The 15,633-nt window shown below is 68.7% G+C and carries 16 protein-coding genes; 5 read left to right on the top strand and 11 right to left on the bottom strand.

Features of this window, described 5'->3' with window-relative positions:
* Positions 1 to 129 precede the first annotated feature (129 nt).
* Together GST15_RS09115 and GST15_RS09120 are read left to right on the top strand one after the other, a co-directional pair.
* Complete coding sequence (locus GST15_RS09115; protein ID WP_233263142.1) at positions 130 to 1,056, top strand: ABC transporter ATP-binding protein; 927 nt, start codon at positions 130 to 132, stop codon at positions 1,054 to 1,056.
* Positions 1,053 to 1,868 carry an ABC transporter permease gene (locus tag GST15_RS09120; protein ID WP_159016927.1) on the top strand — a complete coding sequence of 272 codons (816 nt, stop codon included), beginning with the start codon at positions 1,053 to 1,055 and terminating at the stop codon, positions 1,866 to 1,868. Before GST15_RS09115 ends, GST15_RS09120 begins: the two co-directional genes overlap by 4 nt.
* Positions 1,869 to 1,959: 91 nt before the next feature.
* Here GST15_RS09120 and GST15_RS09125 read toward each other — a convergent pair whose 3' ends face one another.
* Positions 1,960 to 2,757: a TatD family hydrolase gene (locus GST15_RS09125; protein WP_159016928.1), complete on the bottom strand. Its 798-nt coding sequence runs from the start codon at positions 2,755 to 2,757 to the stop codon at positions 1,960 to 1,962.
* A 125-nt stretch (positions 2,758 to 2,882) separates the two neighbouring features.
* On the opposite strand from GST15_RS09125, the gene hrpB reads away from it, so the two are divergent.
* Complete coding sequence (hrpB, locus tag GST15_RS09130) at positions 2,883 to 5,423, top strand: ATP-dependent helicase HrpB (RefSeq protein ID WP_159016929.1); 2,541 nt, start codon at positions 2,883 to 2,885, stop codon at positions 5,421 to 5,423.
* A 120-nt stretch (positions 5,424 to 5,543) separates the two neighbouring features.
* Positions 5,544 to 5,906 (top strand): hypothetical protein, encoded by a 363-nt coding sequence (locus GST15_RS09135; RefSeq protein ID WP_159016930.1) that lies wholly within the window; start codon positions 5,544 to 5,546, stop codon positions 5,904 to 5,906.
* A 72-nt stretch (positions 5,907 to 5,978) separates the two neighbouring features.
* On the opposite strand, the gene GST15_RS09140 is transcribed toward GST15_RS09135, so the two are convergent.
* The 3 genes from GST15_RS09140 to GST15_RS09150 form a co-directional block, all read right to left on the bottom strand.
* Positions 5,979 to 7,079: a hybrid sensor histidine kinase/response regulator gene (locus tag GST15_RS09140; protein ID WP_159016931.1), complete on the bottom strand. Its 1,101-nt coding sequence runs from the start codon at positions 7,077 to 7,079 to the stop codon at positions 5,979 to 5,981.
* Between the two features lie 111 nt (positions 7,080 to 7,190).
* A complete protein-coding gene (locus GST15_RS09145; protein ID WP_159016932.1) occupies positions 7,191 to 7,733 on the bottom strand; it encodes a pseudouridine synthase in 543 nt (180 codons plus the stop codon).
* Positions 7,727 to 8,701 (bottom strand): LysR substrate-binding domain-containing protein, encoded by a 975-nt coding sequence (locus GST15_RS09150; RefSeq protein ID WP_159016933.1) that lies wholly within the window; start codon positions 8,699 to 8,701, stop codon positions 7,727 to 7,729. Before GST15_RS09150 ends, GST15_RS09145 begins: the two co-directional genes overlap by 7 nt.
* A 139-nt stretch (positions 8,702 to 8,840) precedes the next feature.
* On the opposite strand from GST15_RS09150, the gene GST15_RS09155 reads away from it, so the two are divergent.
* Complete coding sequence (locus tag GST15_RS09155; protein WP_159016934.1) at positions 8,841 to 9,029, top strand: hypothetical protein; 189 nt, start codon at positions 8,841 to 8,843, stop codon at positions 9,027 to 9,029.
* Positions 9,030 to 9,887: 858 nt separating this feature from the next.
* Here the strand turns inward: GST15_RS09155 and icd are convergent.
* From icd to GST15_RS09190, 7 genes are all read right to left on the bottom strand, one after another.
* Positions 9,888 to 11,207, bottom strand: coding sequence for an isocitrate dehydrogenase (NADP(+)) (gene icd / locus GST15_RS09160; RefSeq protein ID WP_159016935.1), 1,320 nt, complete (start codon positions 11,205 to 11,207; stop codon positions 9,888 to 9,890).
* Positions 11,208 to 11,323: 116 nt separating this feature from the next.
* On the bottom strand, positions 11,324 to 12,022 hold the full coding sequence (locus GST15_RS09165) for a UPF0149 family protein (protein ID WP_159016936.1): 699 nt from the start codon (positions 12,020 to 12,022) through the stop codon (positions 11,324 to 11,326).
* A gap of 147 nt (positions 12,023 to 12,169) precedes the next feature.
* Positions 12,170 to 12,682, bottom strand: a complete 513-nt coding sequence (locus GST15_RS09170; RefSeq protein ID WP_159016937.1) for a hypothetical protein — start codon at positions 12,680 to 12,682, stop codon at positions 12,170 to 12,172.
* Between the two features lie 52 nt (positions 12,683 to 12,734).
* Positions 12,735 to 13,088, bottom strand: coding sequence for a LysM peptidoglycan-binding domain-containing protein (locus GST15_RS09175; protein ID WP_159016938.1), 354 nt, complete (start codon positions 13,086 to 13,088; stop codon positions 12,735 to 12,737).
* An 86-nt stretch (positions 13,089 to 13,174) separates the two neighbouring features.
* The gene (queF, locus tag GST15_RS09180) at positions 13,175 to 13,984 is read right to left on the bottom strand and encodes an NADPH-dependent 7-cyano-7-deazaguanine reductase QueF (RefSeq protein WP_159016939.1); all 810 of its coding nucleotides are present in this window, start codon (positions 13,982 to 13,984) and stop codon (positions 13,175 to 13,177) included.
* A 45-nt stretch (positions 13,985 to 14,029) separates the two neighbouring features.
* Positions 14,030 to 14,968, bottom strand: a complete 939-nt coding sequence (xerC, locus tag GST15_RS09185) for a tyrosine recombinase XerC (protein WP_159016940.1) — start codon at positions 14,966 to 14,968, stop codon at positions 14,030 to 14,032.
* Complete coding sequence (locus tag GST15_RS09190; protein WP_159016941.1) at positions 14,961 to 15,632, bottom strand: DUF484 family protein; 672 nt, start codon at positions 15,630 to 15,632, stop codon at positions 14,961 to 14,963. Before GST15_RS09190 ends, xerC begins: the two co-directional genes overlap by 8 nt.
* Position 15,633 lies beyond the last annotated feature (1 nt).

Consider the following 15,633-nt stretch of genomic DNA (forward strand, 5'->3'; position numbering starts at 1 on the left):
CCGCGGCGGCTGCGGCCCAGGTGTGCAATGACCCAAGACCAATCTGGCGCCGATGCGCCCGCGCGTTCCATTCCCGCGTCATCCAATCCCGTCGCCGTGGCGGCCGGGCCCGCATTGCCGGCGTTGTCGGTGCGCGACCTGCGCAAGACCTACGACACCGGCGTGGAGGCGCTCAAGGGCATCTCGCTGGACGTGCGGCCCGGGGATTTCTATGCGCTGCTCGGGCCCAACGGCGCCGGCAAGTCGACGCTGATCGGCATCGTCAGTTCGCTGGTCAACAAGACCTCGGGCGAGGTGCGCATCTTCGGCGTCGACCTGTCCGCCGATCGCGATGCCGCGATGCGGCTGATCGGGCTGGTCCCGCAGGAAATGAACTTCAATTTCTTCGAGACGCCGTTCGACATCCTGGTCAACTACGCCGGTTTCTACGGACTGCCGCGCGCCGAGGCGCTGGTGCGCGCCGAGGAGGAACTCAAGCGCGCGCAGTTGTGGGACAAGGCGCGCACGATGTCGCGCACGCTGTCGGGCGGCATGAAGCGCCGGTTGATGATCGCCCGCGCGATGATGACGCGCCCGCGCCTGCTGATCCTCGACGAGCCGACCGCCGGCGTCGACATCGAGATCCGCCGCGGCATGTGGAAGACGCTCAAGGAGATCAACGCGAGCGGCACCACCATCATCCTGACCACGCACTACCTGGAAGAGGCGGAGAACCTCTGCCGCAACCTGGCGATCATCGATCGCGGCACGATCGTCGAGCAGGGGCCGATGCGCACGCTGCTGGCAAAACTCGACGTCGAGGGATTCCTGCTCGACATCGAAGGCCACCTGCCGGCCACGCTGCCGACCATCCAGGACACCGCGCTCATCGCGCACGATGACCACACGCTCGACCTGGAGATGCCGCGCAACATGGACCTCAACCGCGTGTTCGCCACGCTCGACGCGGCCGGCATCCGCGTGCGCTCGATGCGCACCAAGTCCAACCGCCTGGAAGAACTCTTCGTGCGCCTGACCGGCGACGACGCGGCCGCGCGCCGGGAGCAGGCGGCATGAGCGCGCAGCCCATCGCCGAACACGAGCTCGCGCAACGCACCCCCGCCCAGCGCAACCTGACCGCGCTGGCGACGATCACGCGCCGCGAAGTCGCCCGCATCCTGCGCATCTGGGCACAGACGCTGGTGCCGCCCGCGATCACGATGACGCTGTACTTCCTGATCTTCGGCGGCCTGATCGGTTCGCGTGTCGGCCGGATGGACGGGATCAGCTACATGGATTTCATCGTCCCCGGGCTGGTGATGATGGCGGTGATCCAGAACAGCTACGCCAACATCTCCTCGAGCTTCTTCGGTGCGAAGTTCGGCCGCCACGTCGAGGAACTGCTGGTCAGCCCGATGCCGAACTGGGTGATCCTCGGCGGCTACGTCGCCGGCGCGGTGCTGCGCGGCCTGCTGGTCGGCGTCATCGTACTGCTGATCGCGATGCTGTTCACGACCGTGCGCATCCCGCATCCGCTGATCACCTTCAGCACGGTGCTGCTGGGCGCGACGATCTTCTCGCTGGCGGGTTTCATCAACGCCGTGTACGCGAAGAAGTTCGATGACGTCGCCATCGTGCCGACCTTCATCCTGACCCCGCTGACGTATCTCGGCGGCGTGTTCTATTCGGTCAAGCTGCTGCCGCCGTGGGCGGAAGCCGCGACCCATGCCAACCCGATCTTCTACATGGTCAACGCCTTCCGTTACGGCCTGCTCGGCGTGACCGACGTGCCCGTGTGGGTGGCCTACGCGCTGATGCTGGGCTTCGTCGTGGTCATGGCGACGCTGGCCCTGTGGCTGCTCAAGCGCGGCGTGGGATTGCGCTCGTAGGCAAAACGTAGCCCGGGGTACGCGACCCTGCCGGTAGCAAGCGCAGGTTAGTCGCGCGCGGCGGCGCGGCGGGCTTCAGCGGCAAGCGCGTTCAATCGCGGCGCGGTAGCCCGAAGAACGCGCGCGCATTGGCCGTCGTCTGCGCGGCCGTGACCGCGACATCCTCGCCGCGGTCGCGCGCGAGTTCGCCGGCGATGTGCGCCAGGTACATCGGCTCGTTGCGTCGGTGCGCGGGTTGCGGCTTGACCGTGCGCGGCAGCAGGTAGGGCGCGTCGGTCTCGATCATCAGCCGCTGCGCCGGGATGTGCGGCACCAGTTCACGCAGGTGCTGGCCGCGGCGCTCGTCGCACAGCCAGCCGGTGATGCCGACATGCCAGTCCTGGTCGAGGATCTCGAACAGCTCCGCACGCGAACCGGTGAAGCAGTGCACGACGACCGGGCCGAGCTGGCCCTGGAAATTGCGCATGACCGCCATGAAGTCCGCATGCGCATCGCGCTGGTGCAGGAACAGCGGCTTTCTGGTGTCGACGGCGATCTGCAGCTGGCGCTCGAAGGCGCGGCGCTGCGCCGGCCGCGGCGAGAGGTCGCGGTAGTAATCCAGGCCGCACTCGCCAACGGCCACGACTTGCGGGTGCGCATGCAGCGCGCGCAATTCGGCGTCGCACTCGTCGGTGTATTCGCTGGCGTGGTGCGGATGCACGCCGGCGGTCGCGTACAGGAATCCCGGATGCTGGCGTGCCAGCTCCAGCGCGCGCGGTGAGCCTTCGCGCGAGGCGCCGGTGACGACCAGTTGCACGACGCCCGCGTCGCGTGCGCGCTGCAGGACCGCATCCAGGTCATGGTCGAAGCTGTCGTGGCCGAGGTTGGCGCCGATGTCGATGAGTTGCATGGCGGGCATTCTAACCATCGCTATCGACGGCCCTTGTGGGAGCGGCTTCAGCCGCGACAGTTGATGTTGGTCGCGGCTGAAGCCGCTCCTGCAGGAACGCCCATCGCGCCGCGTATGCTTTCGCAGTGACACGAGCCGACTTCCCCATCACCGAACTGCTGCCGCAGGTGCGCGCTGCGCTGGCGCGACATCCGCGACTCGTGCTCGAGGCGCCGCCCGGTGCCGGCAAGACCACGCAGCTGCCGTTGGCCCTGCTCGACGCCGAATGGTTGCAGGGCCGTCGCATCATCGTGCTGGAGCCGCGCCGCGTCGCCGCGCGCGCGGCCGCCGCGTTCATGGCGGCGCAGCTGGGCGAAGCCGTCGGCGCGACGGTGGGGTATCGCATCCGCGCCGACAGCAAGGTCTCCGCGCGCACGCGCATCGAGGTCGTCACCGAGGGCATCCTGACCCGCATGCTGCAGGACGATCCCACGCTGGGCGAGGATCGGCCCGACGCCGTCGGCGCGTTGCTGTTCGACGAATTCCACGAGCGCCACCTGTCGGCGGACCTGGGCCTGGCGCTGGCGCTCGACGTGCAGGCATCGCTGCGTCCGGACCTGCGCATCGTGCTGATGTCCGCGACATTGGATGGCGAGCGCATCGCGCAGTGGCTCGATGCACCGCGACTGGCCAGCGCCGGACGCAGCCATCCGGTCGAGATCGCGCATTTCCCGGAACGTCGCGGCGAATCGATCGAAGCGCAGGCGCGGCGCGCGATCGAACACGCGCTGGCGACACACCCGGGCGACGTGCTGGTGTTCCTGCCGGGACAGCGCGAGATCCACCGGCTCGCGCAGGCGCTGGCGCCGATCATGGCCGCGATGCCGGTCGACATCCTCGCACTGCATGGCGAGCTCCCGGTCGAGCAGCAGTCGCGCGTGCTGCAGCCGGGGCCGGCGGATCGCCGGCGGGTGGTGCTGGCGACCAACGTCGCCGAATCGAGCGTGACCCTGCCCGGCGTTCGCGTGGTCATCGACGCGGGCCTGGCGCGCGAGCCGCGGCATGACCCCAACTCCGGTTTCTCGCGACTGGATGTCGTCGCCATCGCGCAATCCTCCGCCGACCAGCGCGCCGGTCGCGCCGGTCGCGTGGCTGCCGGCTGGGCTTATCGGCTGTGGCCGCAGTCACGGCGGCTGGAGCCGCAGCGGCGTGCCGAAATCGTCCAGGTCGAACTGGCCGGGCTCGCGCTGGAGTTCGCCGCCTGGGGCAGCGACGCGCTGCGCTTCGTCGACCCGCCGCCTGCCGGTGCGCTGGCCGCGGGACGCGACCTGTTGCAGCGGCTGGGCGCGGTGGATGGCGGCCATGCCATCACCCCGCGCGGGCGTCGCATGCTGGCGCTCGGCACGCATCCGCGACTGGCTGCGATGCTGCTGGCATCGGTCAAGCCCGCCGCGCAGGCGCTGGCCTGCGATCTCGTCGCATTGCTGGAAGCACGCGATCCGCTGTCGGGATCCGCGCGCAGCGATGCCATCGCCGATCGCTGGCAGGCGCTGGCGGCATCACGACAGGGGCGCACGCCGGCCGATGCCAACCGCGGTGCATTGGCCGCCATCGATGCCGCGGCCAGGCAATGGCGACGCCGGCTCGGCATCGGACAGGCGCCGCCAGCGCAGGCGTCGACGCACGCCATTGGCGACCTGCTGATGCATGCATTCCCGGATCGCATCGCGCGCCAGCATCCGGCTGATCCACAGCGCTACCAGTTGGCCAACGGCCGCATGGCGCGATTGCTGCACGACAGTGCGCTGCATGGCGAACGCTGGATCGTCGCCAGCGAATTGCGCCTGGATGGCGGCGACTCGCTGCTGCTGCGTGGCGCGCCGCTGGACGAGGCGTCGCTGGCGCGCGACTTCCAGCATCGATTCAGCGACGCGGACCGGGTGCGCTGGGATCCGGCGCAGCGCGCACTGGTGGCGACGCGCGAACGCCGCTTCGATGGCATCGTGCTCGACAGCAGGCCCGCTGGCCGCGTCGATCCGGCGCAGGCCGCGCGCGCGCTCACCGATGCCGTGCGCACGCTGGGCCTGGACGTGCTGCCGTGGAGCGATGCGCTGGCGCAGTGGCGCACACGCGTGCGTGCGCTGCGCGCGTGGATGCCGGAGCTGGCAACCCAATCACCGGCGCTGCCGGACCTGTCCGATGCGGCGTTGCTGGCGACGCTGGAGCAATGGTTGCAGCCAGCCTTCGTCGGCAGCACGCGGCTGGACAGCCTGGACAGCGGCGCGCTCGCCGATGCGCTGATGGCGCTGCTGGATGGCAGCCTGCGCCGGCGCGTCGACCAGCTTGCGCCGGCGCGGATCACGGTGCCATCGGGCATGGAGCGCGCACTGCACTACGCCATGGCCGGCGACGCCGAGCCGGAGTCACCGGTACTGGCGGTGAAGCTGCAGGAGTTGTTCGGGCTGGCCGAGACGCCGCGCATCGCCGATGGTCGCGTGCCACTGACCCTGCACCTGCTGTCTCCCGCCGGACGGCCGCTGCAGGTGACCCAGGACCTGCGTGGATTCTGGGAGCGCACCTGGCCCGAAGTACGGCGCGAAATGAAGGGACGCTACCCGCGCCACCCCTGGCCGGAAGATCCGTGGAGCGCGCCTCCGACCCATCGCGCGAAGCCGCGTCCGCGTTGAGCGGCGCATGGATCGGGTCGGCGTGCGTGTTGCGGTTCAGCCTGGGCGCTTGCACTCACGTGTCTTGAACGGCGCGCTGCCGACACTGCGTGTCTGTCCACACCGCCGAGGCGACACCCGATGAATAACCTGACCCGACTGCCCGAACGTGCGATGGAGCTGGCGTCCCATGTTGGCGACGGCATCAAGGATCGCGTGCCGGATCGTGCGATGAAGTGGATCGAGACCGGCGCCGCGCTCGGCGTGCTGAAGACCGGTTCGCGCGTGGCCACGCGCTTCGTCCGCCGCAACCCGGTGGTCGCCGTTGCCGCCGCAGCTGGCGCGGGACTGCTTTGGTATGCCGCGCACCGGCGCGCGAAGCAGGCCGAGGATGGCGCCATCGAAGGCAAGGCGACGCGCGTGGAAGCCAAGCGCGTCAACGGCAATGCCAATCGCCGCCGCAGCAGCAGCCGCCGCACCCGCGCGCAGCCCGCCGAAACCTGAGTGTTGGCGCGCGATGGCGGCACCCGATCGGGGCCGTCATCGCGGACTGTCGTTACTTCGCGGCAAGCGCCGTTACGACGCTGGCGCCACCGGCAGTTCGACCACGAAGCGCGCCCCGCCGCCTTCGCGATCCTCGTACCACAACTGGCTGCCGCTGCCGGCGAGGATCTGCTTGGCCAGGGCCAGGCCCAGTCCGCTCGACAAGCCATCGGACGGGTCCGTCTCCGACAGGCGCGTGAACGGCTTGAACAGTTCGCGCTGTCGCGCCGCTGGGATGCCCGGGCCGCGATCCTCGATGTACAACTGGCGGAATCCCGGCGACGCCGTGCGGACGTAGAGCTCGACCACGCTGCCCGGCGCGTACTTCATCGCATTGCTGATCAGGTTTTCGACGACCTGGCGCAACACCAGCCCATCGATCGCCACCTTGCTGCCGTCGTCGGCGCCGCGGATCTCCAGGCGCATGCCGCGGCTTTCCAGTTGCAGCTCGTAGCGCCCGGCCAGCCATGCCAGCACTTCCTGCAGCGACACCGACGCCGCCACCTGCGGGGCGCCGCTATGCGCGGCCTGCATCTCCAGGTAACGGCGGATATAGCCGATCGCGTCGGCGGCGCTCTCGTGGATCATTTCCAGGTAGCGCGGGATGCGCTCGGGCTTGCAGCCGTCGTTGCGCAGCACGTCGCTGGCGAACAGCACGCTGCTCAGCGGATTCTTCAGGTCGTGCGCGACCAGGTTGACCAGCTCCTGGCGTTCGCGGGCGACGCGCTCGAGTCGATCGCGGGTCAGCTTGAGTCCCAAGTGCGCGTGGACGCGCGCCAGCAACTCCTCCGGCATGAAGGGCTTGGTGACGTAGTCGACCGCGCCGGCGTCGAACGCGCGCAGCAGCAGCTGTCGATCCTGCGCCGCGGTCAGGAAGATCGCGGGCAGGCGCGTGAGTTCGGGATGCTGCTTGATCCGACCCAGCAGTTCGAATCCATCCATGCCGGGCATCATCATGTCCAGCAGCATCAGGTCGGGAATCTGTTCCAGCGCCAGCGCGAGCGCGGCTTCGCCGGTGCCGGCGGTGATCACCTCATAGCCGAACCGGCTCAACAGGGTGCTGACCGCCCGCAGGTTGGCGGGCTGGTCGTCGACAACCAGGATGCGGCCGGAGCCAGGGCCGGAATTGGGCATGGGTCAGGTGATGTCCGGTGATGTGGCCGTGAAACAGTACGCCGGCGGAGGGCGAAACGTATCAGGTTCAGTCTGAATCCCGCAGGCCCTCCGGCGCCAGCGCTGAATCGTTCAGGATGTTCTGACCTCCGCCCAGGCGCCCGGTTCCAGCGATCCCAGTTGCCAGGGACCGACCGCCACGCGCACCAGCCGCAAGGTCGGCAGGCCCACGGCAGCCGTCATCCGCCGGATCTGGCGATTGCGACCTTCGCGGATCGTGAGCTCCAGCCAGGCCGTGGGGATGTGCCTGCGCTCCCGGATCGGTGGCTGTCGCGGCCATAGCGCCGGCGGATCGATCTGCCGCGCGAGCGCCGGACGGGTCAGGCCGTCCTTGAGGGCGATCCCGTCGCGCAGCGCGGCCAGCTGCGCCGGGCTCGGACTGCCTTCGACCTGCACCCGGTAGGTCTTGGGCTGTTTGTGCCCGGGATCGGTCAGCCGGTGCGCCAGCTCGCCGTCATCGGTGAGCAGCAGCAGGCCTTCGGAGTCGAAGTCCAGCCGTCCGGCCGGGTACACCAGTGGCGGCAGGCCGAAGCTGGCCAGTGTCGGCCGCGGCGGCGTGCTGCGGTCGGTGAACTGGCAGAGCACCCCGTAGGGCTTGTTGAACAGGATCAGCATGTCGGCGGCAGCGGGCGCTGGCGGGATTTCGCCTGGGGCGCGGCGACCCGGGACGGGCCCCGCCGGGCTCGCGGCCGGGGCCCGACTGCGGGATCGGCGGCCACGGCCGCCTCGGCCAGCAGCCACTCGCGCAGCGCAAGCAGGCCGGCATGGGTCGCCGAGCGCGCCGGGTACACCAGGTAGTGCGCGAACTCGGCCTTCAGCCGTTGCGCGAATGGCAGCAGCAGGCGCCCGGAGTCGACCAGTGGCCGTGCCAGGGTCAGCCGGCCCAGGGCGATGCCGAGCCCTTCCGACGCCGCGCGATGCAGGGTGTCCGAATCATCGAAGGTGGCGACGAAGCGCCGGGGCGGCGTGCCGCCGAACTGCGCGAACCACTCGCTCCAGCGTCCGCCCGGCGCGCCCAGCAGCGGGTAGCGGTCGAGCGTCTCCAGGGTCGGCATGCCAAGCCGCTCGATCAGAGCCGGACTGGCGGTGGGCGTGACCCAGTCGTCGAGCAGGTGCACCGCCTGCAGCCCGGGATATTGCCCGCGGCCGAAACGCACCGCCGCATCCACATCCGTCTCCCTGTCGAAATCCACCAGCGTCGACGTCGACTGCAGGTTGATCTCCAGCTGCGGATGCGCGGCGAGGAAGCGCGGCAGCCGCGGCACCAGCCAGCTCGCGGCGAAGGACGGCATCAGCGACAGCGTCAGCACGTCGTCGCGCCGCACCCCGAACGGTTGCAGCGCGTGTTCGAGCGCATCGAAATGCACCGCGACGCGATCGAACAACTGCCGCCCGTCGCCGGTCAGCGCGACCCCGCGCGCCGAGCGCACGAACAACCGTCGGCCCATGCGCTCCTCGAGGCCGCGGATCTGGTGGCTCAGCGCGCTGACCGTGACATGCAGCGAATCCGCGGCGCGGGTCAGGTTGCCGCTGCGCGCGGCGGCGACGAAGCCCTGCAGCGCGTGCAGCGGCGGACGGCTCATCGGCGGACCTCAGGTTGAGGGAAATTCAAGGCTTGCTTGCAGAATCGTCGCTTTTCCCGGCGAAAGCCTGCACCTATCTTGTGCGCACTTCAACAAGGCAGTGCACACGCCACTGCCCACAACCCACACGGAGTCGACCATGAACCTCTTCAAGGGCTTGCTGTTCCTGCACGGGCACCTCACCACCGTGGAGCGCACCGAAGCCACCGCGCGCGAGGAATACGGCGCCCGTACCGCCGCGGCCGAGATCGCGCCGGCGCTGGGCAATCGGGTGCTGTCGAGGCAGTGGTTTGGCGACGGCGCGAACGATGCGCAGTCGCTGCCGTAGGTGGGGTGTGTGGCGGGGCGCTGCGGTTGAGGGATGTAGTTGCTTGCCTGCGGCGCTGTTGAAACGCTTTCGCCGTTGGCGAGTTACTTTTCTTTGCAGGCGCCCAAAGAAAAGTAACCAAAAGAAAGGGCGCTTCCCCGATCAGGGCTCACTTTGGTTGGCGAGTGGCTCGGCCATTTTCAGACTCGCCATCCTGGCTCGACTGAAAACGGCGCACATCCATGTGCGCCGCCCTCCGGGTGGGCGCAGTTGTCGGTGCGATTGGCATCTCTAGCAGCCAGAGCAGGAATGCTGGTGTCCGGGCACCTCGCCGCTGGCGTCGACAATACACTGGCTACTGCAGGAACTGCTTGAGCTGCGACGGCGATCCGGCAGGTTGCGGCCTCCATGAACATCGAGTCATACGGTCGCAGCTGACGCAGCTCCTACGAAGAGCTCGTACATCGCCAAATCCGGCAACGCCGCATATGCGTATCCGTTGACGCCGTTGACGCCGTTGACGCCGTTGACGCCGTTGACGCTAAAGATGCGCAGTCACTTCCGCATTCCGCAGACCCGGAGGGCGGCGCGCAGGACGCGCGCCGTTTTCCGATCGAGCCAGGATGGCGAGTCGGAAAATCACGACTGCCTCCGCCACGTGAAGTGAGCCCTGATCGGGGAAGCGCCCTTTCTTTTGGTTACTTTTCTTTGGGCGCCATCAAAGAAAAGTAACTCGCCAACGGCGAAAGCGTTTAAAGCGCCGCAGGCAAGTAACCCGCGACTTCCGTCAACTCACAAACGTTCCGCGCAAAAAAATTGGCGAGTGGTCCGCAAACCACCCGCCAACATTTCAAGCGATCAGCGCAGGCAAGCGCGAACTTACATCATCGCAATCATCGTATCCGCGAACTCGCTGCACTTCACTTCCGTCGCCCCGTCCATCAGCCGCGCGAAATCGTAGGTGACGTGCTTGCTGGCGATCGCCTTGTCCATCGCGGCGATGATCGCGTCGGCCGCTTCGGTCCAGCCCATGTAGCGCAGCATCATCTCGCCCGACAGGATCAGCGAGCCGGGATTGACCTTGTCCAGCCCGGCGTATTTCGGCGCGGTGCCATGGGTGGCCTCGAACACCGCGTGGCCGGTGACGTAGTTGATGTTGGCACCCGGCGCGATGCCGATGCCGCCGACCTGCGCGGCGAGCGCGTCGGACAGGTAATCGCCGTTGAGGTTGAGCGTGGCGCAGACGTCGTAATCCTTCGGGCGCAGCAGGATCTGCTGCAGGAAGGCATCGGCGATCGCGTCCTTGATGACCAGGCCCGCGCCCGGCTTGCCTTCCGGGATCACGTGCCAGGGTCCGCCGTCCAGCTCGACCGCGCCGAAGAAATCGCGCGCGACCTGGTAACCGAAGTCGCGGAACGCGCCCTCGGTGAACTTCATGATGTTGCCCTTGTGCACCAGGGTCACCGACTTGCGCTTGTTCTCGATCGCGTAGCCGATGGCCGCATGCACCAGGCGCTCGGTGCCCAGGTACGACACCGGCTTGATGCCCACGCCGACCTGCACCGGCAGCTCGCGGTGCGGCGCGCCGATGCCTTCGAGCGTCGCCAGCCACTCGGCGTTCTTCTGCGCGGTGCCGAAGCGGATCTTGTCGAAGGGCTTGGGAAAGTTCTGCTGGAGGAAGTCCAGTACCTTCTGCGCGTCGGCGCTGCCCGGCTCGAACTCGATGCCGGCGTAGATGTCCTCGGTGTTCTCGCGGAAGATCACCATGTCGACGTCGCCGGGCTTCTTCACCGGCGAGGGCACGCCTTCGAACCAGCGTACCGGGCGCAGGCACACGAACAGGTCGAGCATCTGCCGCAGCGCGACGTTGAGCGAACGGATGCCGCCACCGACGGGCGTGGTCAGCGGGCCCTTGATCGACACCAGGTATTCGCGGCAGGCGGCGACGGTCTCATCCGGCAGCCAGTTGCCGGTGGCGTTGAAGGCCTTCTCGCCGGCAAGGACTTCCATCCATTCGATCTGCTTTTTCCCGCCGTAGGCCTTGGCCACCGCGGCATCGAGCACGCGCACGCTGGCGCGCCAGATGTCGGGACCGGTGCCATCGCCTTCGATGAAGGGGACGATCGGGCGATCCGGCACGGACAGGCCGGTCGGGGTCTTGCGGATGCGGTCGCCGGCGGCGGGGGGAACGAGGCTCATGGGGTCTCCGAGTGGAACGCCGGGCAATGCGCGGCAAGTCGGCCATTGTCGCGGTTCGCGCCGGTCGCCGCAAAATGCGTCAGCGGCAAACCGGGATCAGCGCGGGGCAGTGCGCCTCAGGCGCCGCAGCATTTCTTGAATTTGCGGCCGCTGCCGCAGGGACAGGGCGCATTGCGCTCCGGGGTCGCGTCGCGGCGCAGCGGCTCGCGCGGCGTCAATGCATCGATCCGGTGTCGCTGCAGGTCGGCCAGCATCGCCGGCAGGCTGCCGATGATGTCCAGTCGCTGCCGGTAGCTGATCGGCGTGGGCGTGACCGTCGGATCCTCGGCCAGGATCTCGCCGCTGGCGAGCTGGTCGAGCAGCACGAAGATCGCATCGACCCAGTCGTTCGCGTCGAGCCAGCGCTCCCAGGCCGCCTCGCGCAGCTCGACGCCGCGAAAGAACCCGAATGCCCAGTCGCGGCCGACGTCCAGCGCATCGTCGTCCTCGGCCTCGGGATCCTCCGGCAGCCACAGCAGCGGCGCCAGCAGTTCCGGCAACTCGTCGCCTTCGAAGCACACGCGTTGCGTGGCCAGGTGCCATTGATCCTGCAACAGCGCATCGACCTGCGCGGCTTCGTCGGCACTGTCCCAGCGCGGCGGCGAACCCCACACCGGCGGTTGCCATTCGGCCGCCGGCACCGGCTCGGGCGACAGCACCAGCGCCGACAGGTAGCCGTCGAGCGCCTCCAGGTTGAATCCGCGGAAGGGCACGGCGCGCTGCTCGAGCAACTGCGCCAGGCGCTCGATCGCGTCGTCATCGGGAAGGCTGGGCACGGTGGAACTCCTGTCGGCAGCCGTCCATGGTAGCGGCAGGTTGCCGCCCGCTTGTTGCGTGTCGCGATCGGGCCGTCTGTGCGGCCACAAAAAAAGACGGGCGCGACCAGTGGCCGCACCCGTCCTTCGAGCAATCGCCTGCGTGTCCTACTTGATGTCGAACTCGCGGGTCTGCAGCGAGTTGCCATCCGATGACACCTCCAGCTTGTAGTGGCCGACCGGCCAGCCATCGGGCTTGCTGATGCTGAACTCGGTCACCTGCGGGCCGGCGGCAACGGTCTTGCTCTGGGTGTCGACCACCTTGTCGCCCATCGTCCATTTGCCGGTGAGGTTGCCGCCCGGGCCATCGGTGGCGACGGATGCGTGGATGGTGTCGGTCTTGGCGAAGCTGGTCATCGGCATCGCGATGCGGTTGTCGGCGCCAATGGCGTTGCCCAGGTCCACCGTGGTGACGGCAAGCGTGGTCGCGGCCGATGGCATCGCCGTGGTGGCGGCGGGCATCGGTTCGGCCATGGTTGCAGCAGGCGCGGGCATGGTCGCCGTGGCACTCGCGGCCGGTGCGCCGGCGGTCTCGGCGGGTTCGCGTTTCTTGCAACCGGCCACTGCCAGCGTGGCGAACAGCGCGGCTGCGATCGCGAGATGCAGTGTCTTGTGTGTCATGTCGGAACTCCAATGGTTGCGGGAAAAACGTTGCGGCGATTCCAGGGCGACATCAGCCGTCGAGGGGCGGCAGCTTGAGCACCTGGCCGGGGCGGATCCTGTCCGGATCATCGAGCTGGTCGCGATTGGCCTCGAAGATGGCGTGCCAGTGGCTGGCCTTGCCGTAATGGTGCTGCGCGATGTGCGACAGGGTGTCGCCCTTCTGCACGGTGTAGCTGGCGCCGCCGCCGCTCCCGCCGCCCGTTGCCGGCACGGTGTCGGCATGCCCCTGCACGTTGGCGAACTCGGGGCTGCGGCCAGCCGCCGGCACCGTGTCGGCGTGGCCCTGCACGTTGGAGAAATCAGGGCTGGAACCAAGGCCGCTGCTCGGCTGCAACGACAGGTCTTTGGGATTCTGCGGGGACATGCTGGACTCCTGCGCGCGTGGTTGCGCATGGCAGGCTCCCACGTCCCCTGTTAAGCCAGCATCGCTTCGGCGTGAAGCACGCCGGCCTACTGTCGGGGATCGCGTCCCCAGGCGGGAACCGCATGGTTGGCGGTGGCCCGCCAGGGATTGATGTCCAGTCCGCCGCGACGCGTGTAGCGCGCCTCCACCGACAGCGACTGCGGCCGGCAACGCTGCAGGAGGTCGATGAAGATGCGCTCGACGCACTGCTCGTGGAATTCGCAGTGCTCGCGGAAGGACACCAGGTAACGCAACAGTCCGGCGCGGTCGATCCGGGGTCCGCGATAGGCGATGCGCACGCTGGCCCAGTCGGGCTGTCCGGTCACCGGACAGTTGGACTTGAGCAGGTCCGATCGCAACGTCTCGGTGGCGACGTCCATGTCGCTGGCCGCGAGATGGCCCGGGTTGGGGGGGCCGTAGTCGCTGACGTCGAGCTCCTGGGCGTCGATGCCGATGCTGACGTCCGCCGTGATCGGCGGCAGCCCCCAAGCGACGTGGACCTCCGCACCCGCGCAGGCAGCCAGGTCCCCGGCAATGCGCGCGCGCGCTGCTTCGGCGGAATCGAAGTGGGCCGCGTTGAGCGAATTCAGGTACAGCTTGAGCGACTTGGACTCGATCAGGTTGGGTGAATCGGCCGGCACCTCGACGGTCGCGGTTGCCACGCAGGGCTTGCCGCGCGGATCCAGCCAGCCAAGCTCGTAGGCATTCCAGCGATCCGCGCCGGTGAACGGCAATGCGCCGGCGAGGCCCAGTGATTCGCGTCCCGCCGCGCGCGCGATGGCGAACAGCAGGCCGGGATCGTAGGTGCGGGGGTAATCGACGCTCTGGCCCAGGCGGGAGCGTTCGGGAGTGCTCATGCGCGCATTTTAGCGTGGCCCGCGCGTCGATCCGGATCCATCGCCTCAGCGCTTGCGCTTTGCACGCGGATGCGCGGCATCGTAGACCTTGGCCAGGTGCTGGAAATCCAGGTGCGTGTAGATCTGGGTGGTGGCGATGTCGGCGTGCCCGAGCAGCTCCTGCACGCCGCGCAGGTCGCCGGAGGATTCGAGCACGTGGCTGGCGAAGGAATGCCGCAACAGATGCGGGTGCACGCGCTTGAACAGGCCCTGCCGCTGTGCGAGCTGGCGCAGCCGCAGCTGCACGGCGCGCGGCCCGATCGGCCCATTGCGGCCGGGGAAGATCGGCGCGTCGCTGGTCGGCTGTTGCGCGTCGCGCCACGCGGCCAGTGCCGTGCGCGCATGCGATCCGACCGGCACGCTGCGCTGCTTGCGGCCCTTGCCCAGCACCGTGACCAGCCCGTCGGCGAGGTCCAGGTCACGCCAGCGCAAGGCGCACAGTTCGGACAGGCGCAGGCCCGACGAATAGAACAGCTCCAGCAGCGCGCGATCGCGCAGGCCAAGCGGCACGTCGGTTGGAACTTCCACCAGCCGCGCGGCCTCGTCGGCGTCGAGCACATGCGGCAGCTTGCGCGGCGCCTTCGGTGCACGGATGGCGGCGGCCGGGCTGGCGGCGATGCGGCCGTGGCGCAGCAGCCAGCGGTAGAAGCTGCGACAGGCCGACAGGCGACGCTGCAGGCTTTTCGGCGCGAGCCCGCGCCGGTGCTCGCTGGCGACGAACGCGCGCAGGTGTTCGGCATCCAGCTGCGTCAACGACTGCTGCTGCGCCTGCGCCCACTGGTCCAGCGCGCAGAGATCGCGGCGATAGGCGTCCAGCGTGTGCGCCGACACCTGGCGCTCGACGGCCAGGTGACCGAGGAATCCATCGACCAGCGCAGGCGTCGCCGCAACGGCCGTCGCCGCGACGGACGGATCGGATCCCACCCGCTGCCGCGATTCAGCCATCGAACCGGTGCAGGGCGGTCGCCAGCGCTTCGCCCATCATCCGCAGGAACAGCGTGCCCATGCCGGGGAAGAAGCGGTTGGGATCGTGGCTGCCGACGGCCAGCAGGCCGATGCCGGGCAAGGGCAGCAGTGCGCTGGACTGCACGTCGCCGGCGCGAACGCCGTACAACAGCGCGTTCTTGTCCGGGTGCAGGCGGCCACAGATCGGCTCGTCGGTCGCCAGCGCATCGCGGAAGGGCGCCAAGCGCGCATCGTCCGCCGCGATCACCTGCAACCAGTCGGGTTCGTCCAGCCCTGCGATTGCCTCGAACAGCACGATGCGCACCAGGTCGCCCTGGAAATCCTCGGCCAGCGACGCCGCCATCGCGCGGACGGTGCCGGCGGCATCAGCCTGCTTGAGCAATGCCAGCGTGAGCTGGTGGGTGCGCACCGCGAGGCGTTCGTTCTCCTGCGCGGTCGCGAACAACTCCTGCAGGCGCCGCGACAGCTCGCGGTTCTTGTCGCGCAGCACGTCGAGCTGGTAACTGGCCAGGGATGCGGCCGGACCCTGCTCGCGCGGCACCACCATGCTGATCGCCAGATCGGGGAACTGCTGCAGGAAGGCCGGATGCCGGCGCAACCAGGCGGCGATTTCGTGCGCGCCGAGCTTTTCGGTGTCGCTCATG

The organism is Cognatiluteimonas profundi, from assembly GCF_009792795.1.
In the GTDB taxonomy this organism is placed as follows: Bacteria; Pseudomonadota; Gammaproteobacteria; order Xanthomonadales; family Xanthomonadaceae; genus Cognatiluteimonas; species Cognatiluteimonas profundi.